Source organism: Chromohalobacter beijerinckii, from assembly GCF_023061185.1.
In the GTDB taxonomy this organism is placed as follows: Bacteria; Pseudomonadota; Gammaproteobacteria; order Pseudomonadales; family Halomonadaceae; genus Chromohalobacter; species Chromohalobacter beijerinckii.
Genome location: NZ_JAKGAK010000001.1, coordinates 230,613 through 244,598, shown reverse-complemented (window position 1 = coordinate 244,598; position 13,986 = coordinate 230,613). Strand labels below are relative to the sequence as shown.

Here is a 13,986-nt window from a genome sequence, read left to right as displayed (position 1 = left end):
GGAGGCATCCATGTCGCAACGCGCGTTGCGAGGGCTACGGCAGGCCCTATGCCAGTGGCGCCCTGGTCGTCGTGCTGAGAAAGCGATGCGGGAGCGATTACCGGTTGTCGTGTGCGGATTGGAATACGCGCATTATCGGCTGCTGACCCATTTCGCATGTTCGACACGCTACAAGGCACTGGCGGTGATCGATGACTACCCCTGGCATCACGGCACGCAAGTGGAAGGCATACGCGTCTACTATCCCAGCGAGGTGCCGTCACTGGTAGAGCGTCATGGTGTGGCGGCGGTGGTTTATTGCGATGCGGACGATCTGGCGGTGTTCGCCGAAGAAACACGTGAGCGGTTGGCGACGTGGGGTGTGCCCTGTGTACGCCTGTCACCGGACGACGAAGATATCGACGCCGTGCTGACTAGTCGGCTGACACATTGAAATGAAAAAGCCCCCGAGCGGGGGCTTCATGGCCATAGCATGGGGCTAACGGCGTACGAGGTGATACAAGGCGCGCGCTCGATTGAACAATAAGAAGGTCGAGAGTCCGCGACGCATCCAGGCGCGTGTAGACCTCGGCCGTCGCACACCCTGTGCCGCGAGCAGGCCGAAGCCACCGAGCAAGGGCGCACGCCACTGCATCAAGCGCTGCCAACCATGATCGATAGGAGCCGTGGCATCGCGCCAGTCATGCAGCGCATGCCCCATATCGAGACGTTGCTGCAGGATGCGTGTCTCGAGATATTCGAGCTCCGCGGCGCGTTCACGACGATTCACGGGAGCCCCCCAGCGCTTGGCGGTCTTGTTCCAAATGACTCAAGGTGGACTGCATCAAGCGTCGACGCTTGGCGATGCGCTTGGCGCTGTACGCAAAGCATGCGGTGATGATGAACAGCACAGCCGCGCAGACGCCGATTGCTAGCAGGCGATGATCTTCCCAATACAAGACCACCAGCATTAAAAGCAGCATGCCGAGGGCGAACGAGAAAGTGATCAATGCAGCGCCTGCCAGCAATAGCAGGCTGAGCATGCGATCTCGTTCGGCTTCAAGCTCGAGCACGGCGAGACGCAAACGCGTCTCGCCTGTAGCGATCATATTGGAAAGCAGACGGCGCGCCGAGGTAATGACGCGCTCCGCCGGTCCCTGGCGATCCGCCATTAGCGACGCCCGATGAGCAAGCCAATGACGACCCCGACACCAGCGCCGATGCCGATGCTGGTCCAGGGATTGTCACGCACGTAACGATCACAGCAATCCATCTGGTCGCGTGCGCTTTCGTAGAATTTTTCGCCGCGGGCTTCAAGCTTGGCGCGCGTTTCGCTGAGACGCTGTTGAGCACGCTCGCGCGCCTCGGTGATGTGTCCGCGAGAATCGTCAGCTGTCGCCTTGACCAGTTCTTCAACGGTCTGTGACAGGTGGCGCAGGTCATCCTTGAGCTGCTCGGTGGAAGCTTCGCTTTCGCGGTGGCCGCCGGTAGGCTGCATGGTCATGGTGTCTTCCTCTGACAGGTTAATGGCGTCTTCAGCATAGCAGGCCAAGCCGCCGTATCAATAGCCCTTCCTGGCCTGCATCGTTACTCCAGGCCAGGAATGCCAGCCAGGAAGGTGTTGATGCTGAAACCGAGCCCTAGGCGTCGGTTGATGTGGTCGTAGTCGATCAGGCTCTCGCCATAACCGTGATAATACTGAACGTAACCGCGAACCTTGCCGAAGAGCGGGAATGAGTAGTCCAACTGGGCGCCGTAATGGTCCTTGCCGGGGTTACCGCGCATCAGCAGGGAAATTTCCTGATCGCCGAAAGCGCGCACCATGGTGATGTCACCATAGCCGATGTAGTCCTGAAGGTCGGGGTTGTTGTCGTCTTCCTCGTCCTCGGGGACGCGCCAGTGGGGAGCGACGCTCACGGCCCATTCGCCGCGTTGGAACACCATATCGGCGTAGACACGATTCCAGCTACGCGACAATGGGTCGGAGCGACCGTTGGACTGGTGAGCGAAGCCGATACGATTGATGGTATTGGTCCAGCCTAGGGCACTCATGTCGTTATCGAAACTGACGAACATTTCGGGTTCGTAGTTGGTCTCGCGAAATGGCGCCGACGCTTCGGAATTGTAGGCTTGCCACCAGCTTCGCTGAGTGTAAGCGAAGTACACATCGCCATTATCATCGAACAGGTCTTCGACCAGGTTGACCTTGAAGCTCAACTGGTACTTGACCTCGGCGCTATCGGCGCTGGCCGCATCGCTGACCTGGCGGAAGCGGTCTTGATCCGGATTGGCGTTGTAGGCCCACGGCAATAGGTAGTTGCGCCGATACGTGGTCACCGCCAGAGGGTTGCGTGACGACTCTCGTTCCAGTTCGCGACGTTTGACGGCGCGTGTTTCTACGTTCTGTGCCTCGCGTTCTTCGGGCGTGGCGTCGGCCTCTGTGGCCGTGGCATCGTCGGCCAATGTTTCGCGCAGCTCGTGAAGCTCCGTTTCCAGTGATTGGACGCGCGCTTCAATGGCCTCGCGTTCGCTATCGCTCAGGGGGGTAGCGGCCTGCGCAGGGGCGGACAGCACGAGCGTGAACAACACGAGAATCGGCAAGCAGGGGCGTGGTGACTCCATGTCATTTAGTACCTTGTCGATGGCTAACATTGGTCATTGTGAATGTTTCTATCACGCTGGAAGTAGAACGCAAATACCCGCTCAAGATTGCCATGTACGTGCCGCGCACCGACAATCGGCGCAACGCATGAGGACGAGGACAGAGCATGTCGTGTCGACGCTGGCATTATTTTTTCGCTTGGCAATGCTGGCCTGGGCGTGTGCACGCCAAGTGGCGTGCCGCTCATTGTATCGCATGTGTAGCGATTTGCCTGCTGTGTGTGGTTGGCGACGCCTCGGCGCAGTCGGCATTACCTGAGCACGATGCGCTGACGACCCGGTTGGATCGGTTGCAATCCATCGAGCAGCCCGATAGCGACCAGCGCACAGCCATAGACGATACTCGCGCGACGCTGGAGGCGCTGAAAGAACTGGACTCGGTCGACGATAAACTCGACGCGCTCGAGCAGCGTGCGCAGAACGCGCCTCAGGAATCGCAATCCTTGACGCAACAGCTGCAGCGCCTGGAAGAAGCGTCGGCGACACCGAGTGAGAGCGACCTCGGTGATTTGTCACTGGATGAGTTGCGCGAACGTACCGGCGATGCCCTGGCAGACCTCGAGAAACTGCAAAGCCGTCTGGCGGACGTCAATGCTCAGTTGATTAGCGCCCAGACCCTTCCCGAACGCGCTCAGACGGCCATCGCCGAGGCTCGAGAGCGTGCCGATACGCGCCAGTCGCAACTTGCCGAGCTGGACGACGTCGAAGAATCAAACGAGGCGGAACTTGCCAAGCGAGACCGCTATCGGGTCGAACAGGCATTGGCCGAGCGCCGCGCGCGGTGGCATCAAAGCGAACTTTCCCACAACACCCGCCTGCGAGAGTTGGCGATGCAGCAGCGCGACGTGCTGGAAAAGCGCATCGCGCGACAGGAAAGCCAATTGTCGGCGTTGCAGTCGGCACTGGACCGGGCGCGACGTGAGCAGTCGGAGAAGGCCATCGCCGATGTCGGCCGCGAAGATGCCGAGACCATTGCTGGCCATCCCGTGTTGACCCAAGTTCAGCAGGTCAATCGCGACTTGAGCAGTGAATTGCTGGAAGTGACCGACCGTGCTAACGACCTGGTTCGCGAGGGTATCGAAACCCGTACCCAGCTTGACCGTGTGCGCCAGGTCCAGCGCACGCTCAATGAACAGATCGATGCGATTCGCGGGAGCTTGCTGCTATCGCGCATCCTTCGCGAGCAGCGAGAGTCGTTGCCCGAGGTCGATGCACGGAGTGGATTACAGGACGAAATCGCCGACCTGCGCCTGCGTCAGTTTGATCTGTCGCAGCAACGCGACGCCTTGCGACGCCCCCAGCAATTGGCCGATAAAAGCCTGGCCGAGGCGGATATAGATGACGCCCCGGGGCTGCGTGAGGCGTTGATCAAGTTGTTCGAGTCGCGCCGCGAGTTGCTCGACCAGCTCGACGGGGAATATGGCAACTTGCTGACGATTGCCATCAACCAGCAGCTCAATCAGCAGCAGTTGCTGAAGATCAGTGACGAGCTGCGCGCGACCATCGAAGAGCAGCTTTTCTGGGTGGCCAATGGGCGCCCGCTGGACTGGGCATGGTTACGGCAGTTTCCTCGCACTTTGTGGAAGAGCATGACCGACGGCAGTTGGCGTGAGGCTGTGGTGTCCGCGTGGCAACGGCCCAACGCCGAGGCGTTCGCCATGGTGCCACTCTTGCTGTTGTCCGGCGCACTGTTGCTATGGCGGCGTCGCCTCAAGGCGTCGCTGCTCAGGCTGCACGAGGAAATCGGACGCCTCAAGCGCGACACCCAGATGCACACACCGCGAGCCATCGCGCTCAATGCGTTACTCGCCGCGCATGGTCCCCTGACGATGGCGGCCGTGGGTGGAGCGCTCAATCTTGGCGGGCATGGATTCGCCGTGGTGCTGGGAGATGCGCTGCTACAACTGGCACTGGCATGGGGGGTCATCGCCTGGTCGCGACGTTTACTGGTCGCCGATGGCGTGGCTGCGCGCCACTTTCACTGGTCACCGCAGTACGTGCTGCGCTTGCGGCGCCTTTTGTTATGGCTGGGTATCGCGCTAATCCCGGTCATCTTGATCAGTAACGTGGCGCCCTACAGCGATGGTCGCCTGGCGGAGCGACCGTTGTCGCTGCTGTTGCTGCTGCTGGGGCTGGTGACGATGACCGTAGTATTGGTGCGTCTGATCCTCGCCCATGTACCGTTTTTCGGCCTCAAGCTCTTTCGTCTGCTGCTGGGGCTGGCGTTATCGGCCGTGCCATTGATACTCGCGGGCCTGATCGTCATGGGCTTCGAGTACACCGCGCTAAGTTTGATCGGCCGCTTCATTACCTCGATCTATATTCTCGGGCTGTGGATTCTCGTCGAGGCAGCGGTCGTCCGCGGACTGGCGGTCGCGGCGCGGCGTCTGGCTTATCGTCGTGCGGTGACGCGCCGTCGTGCGCAGGCCAAGGAGGACACCGAAAGCGGTCTCGAGGTAGTCGAAGAGCCGCCGCTGGATATGGAGCAGGTCAACCAGCAGTCGCTGCGCCTGTCCAAGCTGATTCTGTTTCTGGGTTTCACCCTGCTGCTTTACGTGGTGTGGGCGGACTTGCTGAGCGTGTTGTCCTACCTCGACAACGTCACCGTATGGCAGATCGAGCGCGGCCAGGGAGAGGCGATGACCACCAGCCCGATCACCGTGGCCGATGTGCTCACGGCGCTGGTGCTGATCGCTTTGACCTTGATGATGGCGCGCAACCTGCCCGGGCTTCTGGAGGTCATGGTGCTCTCGCGCCTGAGCCTCAAGCAGGGTAGTGCTTATGCTATCTCCTCGCTTCTTTCCTACACCATCGTGGGGACGGGGGTCGTGGTGTCGTTGGGAACGCTCGGGGTGTCGTGGGACAAGTTGCAATGGCTGGTCGCCGCACTGGGCGTGGGGCTGGGCTTCGGGCTACAGGAGATCTTCGCCAACTTCATTTCGGGGCTGATCATCCTGTTCGAACGCCCGGTGCGTATCGGCGATACCATCACCTTGGGGAACCTGCACGGTACGGTCAGCCGCATCCGCATTCGCGCCACCACAGTGACGGATTTCGACCGCAAGGAAATCATCATCCCCAACAAGACCTTCGTCACCGATCAACTGATCAATTGGTCGCTTTCCGACAACATCACGCGGGTGGTGCTGACCTATGGTGTCTCACACGGCTCCGACCTGGAGCAGGTCCATCGACTGATGCGCCAGGCCGCTGAAGAAAATCAACGCGTGTTGCGGGAGCCCGAGCCGCAGATATTCTGCCTCGAATACGGCGCGACGGCGTTCAGCTTCGAGTTGCGGATCTTCGTCAACGACTTGATGGATCGCCTGTATGCCAGTGATGAAATCAATCGACGCCTCGATGCCTTGTTCCACGAGCACGGCATCCGCATTGCGTTCAATCAGATGGATGTCTGGCTGCACGATGCGTCGGGGCGGCAGGCCTGGGTAAGTTCGCAGCCCCAGGCGGATGCCCCATTGGGCGGCGAGGTGTCGACATCGAGGCCGGCGCGACGCGAGGGAATCGAGGATGTCGATACCGGTCGCGGCCACGGCGGAGACGGTACGGCTGACAGCGATGAATAAGGAGGCAGCCGTCAGAGGCTCTTGGCCGCATGCAGGAGGAACTCGCGGTTACCATCGCCGCCGCGCAGCGGGCTTTCCTGCCAGTGGCGGATCTCGAAGCCGGCATCGGCGCAACTCTCGCGGATGCGAGCTTCCACCGTCGCGTAAAGCGCCGGATCGCGGACGATGCCGTGGGCGTCGACCTTGTGGGGGCCGACCTCGAATTGCGGTTTGACCAGTGATACCAGGTGCGCGCCAGGGGATAGCACGGCGGCGAGCTGGGGCAGGATCAAGGTCTGCGAGATGAAGGAAACGTCCATGACCGCCACGTGGAGTCCTTCCGGCGCCAGGGCTGCGAGCCGTTCTTGGGGAAGCGCGCGGGCGTTGACGCCTTCCAGGCAGATAACGCGCTCATCCTCGCGCAGCGATGTGTCGAGCTGGTCGCGCCCGACTTCGATCCCCACTACGCTCGCGGCGCCGTAGCGCAGAGCGCAATCCGTGAACCCGCCGGTGGATTGCCCCACATCGATTACCGTCATGCCTTCGAGGCGAAGTCCCAGCGTCTCGAGCACGGCCTCCAGCTTGAGACCGGCGCGCGAGACGTAGCGTTCCTCCGGATCGTCGGCGAGCTGGAAACGGCTGTCGTCAGCGACTTTCTCGCTGGGCTTGGTCAGCGTGCGCGGAGGCTCCGTCGAGACCAGCGTGACGCGCCCATGACGGATCAGACGCTGGGCCCGCGTGCGTGAGCGTGCCCAACCCTGGGCGACGAGAAGATGGTCGAGACGTTGCATGCCCACACCGCTGGAGGAATTGATTAAAAGGCGTCGATAAAACGCCGTGTAGTATAGCGCGAGGCCGCGTGACGTTCATGCGGTCACGGCCCGTTGTCGCTGAGTCGCGTGTACTCGCGCTGCCAACGCTCGAGCAGCGAGTGGCGCTTGAGGGTGTCGAGCGTGGCCAGCAGGCTGGGGTCGATGGCGATCGGGTGAAGGGCATCGCCAAGGGTCTTGCGTAAGTCACGGGCAGTGCCTTCGCCTTCGAGTGCGGTGTGTACCGCCCCGAGGGGCGTCTTGTCGCGGATCACCTGCTGACCTTGACGACTGAGAAGATAATCGACGAAGCGCTCGGCGGTCTCGGGGTGGGGCGCGCGATTGGGAATCAGCACCAGGCGCTGTGTCACCAGGGCATAATCGCTGGGAATGACCATTTCCAGTTGCGGGTGATCGGCCACGAAATCGCGTGCATAAGAACCCAGCAAGTTATAACCGACGGCGTAGCGTCCGTCGGCCAGACCGTCGAGCATTTCGCCGGTGGTATCGGCCAGCGCCGCTTTCACGCCGCCCAAGGCGGCCACCAGTTCCCAGTAGCGCGGTGACATGTGTGCGTCTTCGGTGGCATAGGTATAGCCGGCGCCGCTGCGCCAGGGATCGTAAGTCACCACGCGGCCTGTTAGGCGCTGGCGTTCGTGGGTGAGCAAGCGCAGCAAGGCTTCGTGGCTATCCGGTGGTGTGGCGCCCTCGAGGGCATCGCGTCGATAGACGATGACTACGGGCTCGAAGGTGAAGCCGAACAATTCGTGGCGCCAGCGAGACGCCTGGGGCCACTGCCTGGCTGCGGAGGTGGTCAACGCCTGTGCATGGCCTCGGTTGGCGAGTTGATATTGCCAGGGCATCGCCGAGGACATGACGACATCGGCGGAGGCCTCGTCTTCCGCTAAAAAGCGCCGGTACAACGTGAGCGTGGTCAGGTTGCGGTAGGTGAGTTCGATGTCGGGATAGCGCGCATGAAAATCGGCCAGCAGCGGGGCCATCAGGTCGTTGTCCAGTGCACCGTAAATTTCCAGTGGCTGCGCGGTAGCCTCGTGGGGAGCTGCGTAACGCAGCACATGGGCGTCGTCGGCCCGTGACATGGCCGATAGCAGCATGCCGGCCAGTGCGAGGACCCAGCATGCGAGTGAGCGATATGGCGCGGTCATGATGTTGACTCCTCGGGGAAATGCAAACGCACGCGCAAACCTGGTGGCTCGGCATTCGGCCGTGCCGGCACCAGGGTGAGTCTGGCGGCATGGGCTCGGGCGATGCCGTCGACGATCGCCAGGCCAAGCCCCGAGCCTTGGCCGCCTTCCATGCCGCGATGGAAGGGGCGCAGCACCAGCAGGCGTTGCGCTTCGGGGATGCCGGGGCCGTCGTCTTCGACCTCGAGCCGCGTCGGGGCCTCGCCGACGCGCACCGTAATGCGTGATGCGCCATAGCGGCTGGCGTTATCGATCAAGTTGGCAAGGGCCTCGGCGAGCTGCCATTGGACTGCAAGCTGGATGACGGCATGTGGTGGGGTTTCGACGCCCAGGTCGATCCCTGCGCGATGACAGCTCGACAGGGCGTCGCGTACGGCTTGCCGCGCGATGTCGCAAAGATCGATGTCGCGGGCTTCCGGCATCGACTCGGGGTTGTTGAGGCGTGTCAGGGAGAGTAGTTGTGAAGCAAGGCGCGCGGTCTTGTCGGCACTGCCGCGCATGACACCGAGTGCATCGTGCCAGGCGCGGGGGTCGTCCTGGCGCAGGGCGAGCTCGGCGCGTGCCGAAAGCCCTGCCAGTGGGGTACGCAACTGGTGTGAGGCGTCGCCGATGAAACGCTCCTGATTGGCGCGCACGCGGCGCATGCGCGCCAGCAGATCGTTGAGGGTTTCGCGTAGTTCGGCGAGTTCGCGAGGCAAGGTCAGGTCGAGCGGTGCCAGGGTTCGCGGGTCGCGAGCGCGGATCGCCCGGCGTAGCTGGGTCAGGGGCATCAACGCCATGCGCACGCCGAGCAGCACCACGCCGATCGCCAACATCGCCATGGCAATCAAACGCAGCATGCTGCCTTGGAATAGCGTCTGTGTCAGGGCTTCACGCCCTTCGCGGGTATGCGCCACGCGGACCTCGAAAGGCTGGCGGTCACGCCATCCTTCGAGTTGAGAGTGCCGAACGCCGAGACGCAGTGACATATCGTGCCACTGGATGTTGGTGAAGCGCATGCTGCCTTGCCCGTCATCGATGGGCGGTAGCTCGGCGTTGCCGCTGATGAAGTTGTCATGGGCATCGTAAAGGGCATAGAAAACGCGCTCTTCGGCGTTCGAGGCCAGCATTTTCAGGGCCGCTGGGGGGAGATCCATCCATAGCTGGCCTTGCTGGCGTTTGACCTGCTCGGCGATGGAGAGCGAGGCCGACTCGAGTAGGCGATCGAACGCCCGGTCGGCGGTATCGCGCGAGGCGAAGTAAGCCTGAACGAGCATCAAAGTGCCCAGGGCCAGCATGGGCACCAGCAGCCAGATCAGCAGTCGCCGGTAGAGACTGGGGGAGTTGACCGTTGGGCTCACGCGTCGCTCTCCAACAGATAACCCAGCCCCCTCACGGTGCGCAGTGTCAGCGACGAATCTGCAAGACGTCGCCGCAGGCGATGGATATAGACCTCGATGGCATTGTCACCGAGCGTTTCCTCGGCGAAGACATGTTCGAGCAGGTGGGCTTTTTCCACCGGTTCGCCAGCATGGCGCATCAGGTAGGCCAGCAGACGCTGCTCGCGGGGCGGCAGTTCGAGCGTGACGTCATCGAGGGTAAAGCGTTGCGTCAGGGTATCGAAATGCAGCGCCCCGACATGCAACTGCGTGCCGTCGTCGTGCTGACGACGACGCAAGAGGGCTCGCACCCGGGCTTCCAGTTCGTCCAGGGCGAAGGGCTTGGCCAGGTAGTCGTCGGCGCCCAGGTCAAGCCCCTTGACGCGGTCCTCGATGGCGCCGCGTGCGGTGAGGATCAGCACCGGCGTGTCGCGATCGTGGCGACGCATGGCATCGAGTATCTCGAGGCCGCCACGCCCCGGTAGGTTGAGGTCGAGCAGGACCAAGGCGTGGCCATGATCGGGAGTGGCGAGACGCGTGAAGGCGGCGTCACCGTCCTCGAGGGCATCGACCCGGTAGCCGGCCAGACTCAGTGCGTCGTATAGCGTACTGGCCAGTAACGCATCGTCCTCGACCAGCAGCAGGGGGGCTATGGTCTCGGGGGTCATGACGGATAGTCCTGCAATGCGCGTTGGCTCAGTCGTGTCGCGGCCTCTTGCAGGGCGCGCCTCGCCTCGCGGGCGGGCAGGCGCCCTTTGGGGCCGGAAAGGCTCAGCCAGAACGCGGTGTCGGGGATCGCTTGGCAGGTCATCGTGCCGCCCGGCAAGGCCAGAGAGGGATCGCCATCTCGCCACTGCCAGCGGTAGCCGGGGCGTAACGTATGACGCAGGTCCGTGTCCGGCAAGGTGCTCAAGCGGCATTCCATCTGGCCTTCCTCATATGAAAGCAGCGCGGCAGTTTCCCCGGTGTCGTGGCATAAACGTTCGAGAACCGGCATGACCAGGCTGGCCAACTGGCGCGAAGGCACATGCCGACGGGCCAGACGTGCCGGCGTGGCCCCCAGACGATAGCGACCCCGTCCATCGCGCTGCACGTAATCGTAACGCTCCAGCGAGCCGAGCAAGCGTAACAGCGTGCTTTTATAGAGTGTGGTGGCCTCGGCCAGTTCGGCCAAGGACAGGCTTTCATGTTGGGTGTCGAAGGCTTCCATGACGGAGAGCGCACGTTCGACAGCCTCTACCCGGTCTTGCGCCATGGCGTGCCTCCAGGGGTGTTTGCGTGCCGCAATGACGATATTCAACTTTAGTCTTGAACGACGGCGTGAGCGTTGACGCTTGCGTATGACAAGCCTAGTTTTCTGCTCAAGGGAACGTTGTTCTGCCTTACAGAACTGTAAGGTAAGTGTCAGGTTACCTGCAACCCATTTCAATTCTCGCTCAAAGGGGATAACAACAATGGCTTTCAAGACGCCGCTCAAAATCGTCATGGCGGCCGTACTGACACTAGGTGCCAGTACGGCGATGGCCTTCGAACCGTCCGGCAAGGTCGAGTGCATCGCGCCCTCCGATCCGGGCGGCGGCTGGGACTTCACTTGCCGCAGCATTGGCAATGTCCTCGAGGATCTCGACCTCGTGCCGCGCAGCGTGCAGACCCTCAACATGGCCGGCGCCGGCGGTGGGGTGGCCTATGCACACACCGTGAGCAAGCGGGCCGGAGACGAGCAGTTGCTGGTCGCCGCCTCCACGGCCACCACCACGCGTCTGGCCCAGGGCCAGTTTCAGGGCATGGACGCCGACATGGTCAACTGGATCGGCGCACTGGGTGCCGATTACGGCGTCATTGCGGTAAGCAAGGATTCCGAATACGAGAATCTCAATGATCTGATGGATGCCCTCAAGGACGACCCGCGAGCGGTGAAATTCGCCGGTGGTAGTGCCAAGGGCGGTTGGGACCATCTCAAGGTGCTGATCGCGGCGAAAGCGGCCGATGTCGGCAAGTTGCCTAAGATTCCTTACCTCTCCTACAACAACGGCGGCGAGGCACTGACTCAAGTCGTTGGCGGGCACGTTGATGCGTTTACCGGTGACATTTCCGAGGCCAAAGGCTTCATGGAATCCGGTGATCTGCGCATCCTGGCCGTGCTCTCGGAAGAGCGCTTGCCTGGCGAATTCAGCGACATTCCTACCGCACGTGAGCAGGGTATCGATGCGCTGGGCCCCAACTGGCGTGGTTTTTACATGCCGGCGGATATTTCCGATGACGCTCGTGAGTACTGGATCGATGCGATGGACACCGTCTACGCCAGCGACGAATGGAAAGAACTCATGAAGAAGAACGGACTGATGCCGTTCCATAAGAGTGCCGATGAGTTCAACGAATTCGTGAAAAAGCAGATCCAGGATATCCAAGAGCTCTCTAAGGAAATCGGGCTAATTAAATGAAATGCAATGACCGCGTCTTCGGTCTACTGATGCTCGTCCTGGCCGTCGCGTACGGCTGGGGCGCCACTCAGTTTCCCGAACCATTCGGAGGAGGCGAGGCCATCGGGCCCGAGACATTTCCCTTCTTGCTGGCCGTGGTGCTCGCACTGAGCAGTCTGTATCTGATCGTCAAACCCGACCCGGGATCAAAATGGCCACCGATGCGCACAGGGCTGGAACTGCTGATCGCCGTGGTGGTGTTGATCGCTTATGTGCTGTTGCTTCAGCCCCTGGGCTTCATTATCACCACGACTCTGGCTGTCGGTACGCTGTGCTGGCGTATGGGGGCGGCGCCCATTCGCGCCTACGTCACGGGTCTGATCGCGGGCATCGTGGTGTATTTTCTGTTCACGATCGGCCTTGATTTGTCCCTGCCGCTGGGCGTGTTGAGTGTACTGGAGGGAAGCTGATGGAAACCCTGGGCTATCTGATTGATGGGTTTGGCGTCGCCTTGGCGCCACACAACCTGATGTTCGCCTTGATCGGGGCCTTCCTGGGTACCTTGATCGGGGCGCTGCCGGGGTTGGGGCCAGCCAATGGTGTGGCCATCCTGATCCCGCTGGCCTTCACTCTGGGCCTGCCGCCGGAAACCGCACTGATCATGCTGACCTCCGTTTATGCCGGGGCGATGTATGGTGGGCGCATCTCGTCGATACTGCTCAATATTCCTGGCGATGAACCGGCGATGATGACCTGTCTCGACGGTTACCCGATGGCCCAGAAAGGCAAGGCCGCCGAGGCATTGGCGATATCGGCGATTGCTTCCTTCATGGGGAGTTTGATCGCCACTATCGGCCTTATCTTGTTGGCGCCGTTGCTGGCCAAGTTCGCGTTGACGTTTGGGCCTGCGGAGTATTTCGCATTGTTTGTACTGGCCTTCGCGACTCTGGGAGGCATTACGGGCAAGAATCCCGTCAAGACGATCCTGGCCGCTGCCATCGGGTTGATGATCGCGACGGTGGGTATCGACAGCACAGGCACCCAGCGCTATACCTTCGGTGTGCTGGAGCTCTACGAGGGCGTCGACTTCATCATCGCCATCGTTGGCTTGTTCGCGATTTCCGAGCTGCTGTTCTTCATCGAAAGTCGTGCCGGCGGTGGTAAGGGGCCCATGAAGGTCAACAAGCTCTCGCTGTCCTGGAAAGAGATCGGCTCCATCTTCCCCACTACGCTGCGTGGCGGTGTGCTGGGCTTCATCTCCGGTGTGTTGCCGGGGGCCGGTGCCTCGCTGGGTAGCTTCATCAGCTACACCCTCGAGAAGAAGGTTCTGGGCAGTAAGGGACGTTTCGGCGAGGGTGATCCGCGCGGTGTCGCGGCGCCCGAGGCGGGTAATAACGGTGCATCCTCCGGCGCCTTGGTCCCCATGCTCACGCTCGGCGTTCCGGGAAGCGGCACGACGGCAGTGCTGCTTGCGCTGCTGATTTCGATGAACATTACCCCCGGGCCGATGATGTTCACCCAGAATGCCGATATCGTCTGGGGGGTCATCGCTGCCTTGTTGGTGGGTAACTTCTTGTTGCTGTTGCTCAACATTCCGTTGGTGGGCATCTTCGTCAAGCTGCTCTCGGTGCCGCCCAAGTATTTGCTGCCGATCGTCACCATGGTGGCGTTTGTGGGTATCTACTCGATCAGTAATTCCGCCTTCGATCTCTATTTCATGGTGGCCTTCGGCGTGGCGGGCTACATCCTGCGCAAGTTGGAGATCCCGCTGGTACCGATCATCTTGGGCTTGCTGCTGGGGCCGGAAATGGAAAAGAACCTGGGCCATGCGCTAACAATCTCCAACGGCGAATGGAGTGTGCTCTGGAGTAGTGGGCTGTCGATAACGCTATGGGCGCTGGCCATCATTGGACTGGTATTGCCCGTGGTCGTGGGGCCGGTCCTGCGACGTCGCATGCGTGCCGCGCAGGAGAATGTCGATTAATTCGAGC

Annotated in this window: 14 protein-coding genes; 5 read left to right on the top strand and 9 right to left on the bottom strand. The window is 61.5% G+C overall.

Going from position 1 to position 13,986, the window contains the following annotated elements; all coding sequences use genetic code 11:
• Nucleotides 1–10 precede the first annotated feature (10 nt).
• A complete protein-coding gene (locus tag L1075_RS01085; RefSeq protein WP_246939260.1) occupies nt 11–433 on the top strand; it encodes a nucleoside-diphosphate sugar epimerase/dehydratase in 423 nt (140 codons plus the stop codon).
• A 45-nt stretch (nt 434–478) separates the two neighbouring features.
• Here the strand turns inward: L1075_RS01085 and L1075_RS01080 are convergent, their stop codons facing one another.
• The 4 genes from L1075_RS01080 to L1075_RS01065 form a co-directional block, all read right to left on the bottom strand.
• The gene (locus L1075_RS01080) at nt 479–769 is read right to left on the bottom strand and encodes a YqjK-like family protein (protein ID WP_246939257.1); all 291 of its coding nucleotides are present in this window, start codon (nt 767–769) and stop codon (nt 479–481) included.
• Complete coding sequence (locus tag L1075_RS01075) at nt 756–1,151, bottom strand: phage holin family protein (protein WP_040243865.1); 396 nt, start codon at nt 1,149–1,151, stop codon at nt 756–758. The genes L1075_RS01080 and L1075_RS01075 overlap by 14 nt, the downstream gene beginning before the upstream one ends.
• Nucleotides 1,151–1,483, bottom strand: coding sequence for an ElaB/YgaM/YqjD family protein (locus L1075_RS01070; RefSeq protein WP_082021365.1), 333 nt, complete (start codon nt 1,481–1,483; stop codon nt 1,151–1,153). The genes L1075_RS01075 and L1075_RS01070 overlap by 1 nt, the downstream gene beginning before the upstream one ends.
• 83 nt (nt 1,484–1,566) lie before the next feature.
• Nucleotides 1,567–2,601: a phospholipase A gene (locus L1075_RS01065; RefSeq protein WP_246939254.1), complete on the bottom strand. Its 1,035-nt coding sequence runs from the start codon at nt 2,599–2,601 to the stop codon at nt 1,567–1,569.
• 146 nt (nt 2,602–2,747) lie between these two features.
• On the opposite strand from L1075_RS01065, the gene mscK reads away from it, so the two are divergent.
• Nucleotides 2,748–6,224 (top strand): mechanosensitive channel MscK, encoded by a 3,477-nt coding sequence (gene mscK, locus L1075_RS01060; RefSeq protein WP_246939251.1) that lies wholly within the window; start codon nt 2,748–2,750, stop codon nt 6,222–6,224.
• Between the two features lie 11 nt (nt 6,225–6,235).
• On the opposite strand, the gene L1075_RS01055 is transcribed toward mscK, so the two are convergent.
• The 5 genes from L1075_RS01055 to L1075_RS01035 all read right to left on the bottom strand — a co-directional run bounded on the left by L1075_RS01055 (nt 6,236) and on the right by L1075_RS01035 (nt 10,830).
• Nucleotides 6,236–6,994, bottom strand: a complete 759-nt coding sequence (locus L1075_RS01055) for a TlyA family RNA methyltransferase (protein WP_246939248.1) — start codon at nt 6,992–6,994, stop codon at nt 6,236–6,238.
• 83 nt (nt 6,995–7,077) lie between these two features.
• Nucleotides 7,078–8,178: an ABC transporter substrate-binding protein gene (locus L1075_RS01050; protein WP_246939245.1), complete on the bottom strand. Its 1,101-nt coding sequence runs from the start codon at nt 8,176–8,178 to the stop codon at nt 7,078–7,080.
• A complete protein-coding gene (locus tag L1075_RS01045) occupies nt 8,175–9,557 on the bottom strand; it encodes a sensor histidine kinase (protein WP_246939242.1) in 1,383 nt (460 codons plus the stop codon). Before L1075_RS01045 ends, L1075_RS01050 begins: the two co-directional genes overlap by 4 nt.
• The gene (locus L1075_RS01040) at nt 9,554–10,243 is read right to left on the bottom strand and encodes a response regulator transcription factor (protein WP_246939239.1); all 690 of its coding nucleotides are present in this window, start codon (nt 10,241–10,243) and stop codon (nt 9,554–9,556) included. Before L1075_RS01040 ends, L1075_RS01045 begins: the two co-directional genes overlap by 4 nt.
• Nucleotides 10,240–10,830 (bottom strand): IclR family transcriptional regulator, encoded by a 591-nt coding sequence (locus L1075_RS01035; RefSeq protein WP_246939236.1) that lies wholly within the window; start codon nt 10,828–10,830, stop codon nt 10,240–10,242. Before L1075_RS01035 ends, L1075_RS01040 begins: the two co-directional genes overlap by 4 nt.
• 199 nt (nt 10,831–11,029) lie before the next feature.
• Here L1075_RS01035 and L1075_RS01030 point away from each other — a divergent pair, with 199 nt between their 5' ends.
• The 3 genes from L1075_RS01030 to L1075_RS01020 are packed head-to-tail and all read left to right on the top strand — an operon-like array spanning nt 11,030 to nt 13,979.
• Nucleotides 11,030–12,016 (top strand): Bug family tripartite tricarboxylate transporter substrate binding protein, encoded by a 987-nt coding sequence (locus L1075_RS01030; protein ID WP_246939233.1) that lies wholly within the window; start codon nt 11,030–11,032, stop codon nt 12,014–12,016.
• A complete protein-coding gene (locus tag L1075_RS01025; RefSeq protein ID WP_040243853.1) occupies nt 12,013–12,465 on the top strand; it encodes a tripartite tricarboxylate transporter TctB family protein in 453 nt (150 codons plus the stop codon). Before L1075_RS01030 ends, L1075_RS01025 begins: the two co-directional genes overlap by 4 nt.
• Nucleotides 12,465–13,979, top strand: a complete 1,515-nt coding sequence (locus L1075_RS01020; protein WP_246939230.1) for a tripartite tricarboxylate transporter permease — start codon at nt 12,465–12,467, stop codon at nt 13,977–13,979. Before L1075_RS01025 ends, L1075_RS01020 begins: the two co-directional genes overlap by 1 nt.
• Nucleotides 13,980–13,986: the final 7 nt, after the last annotated feature.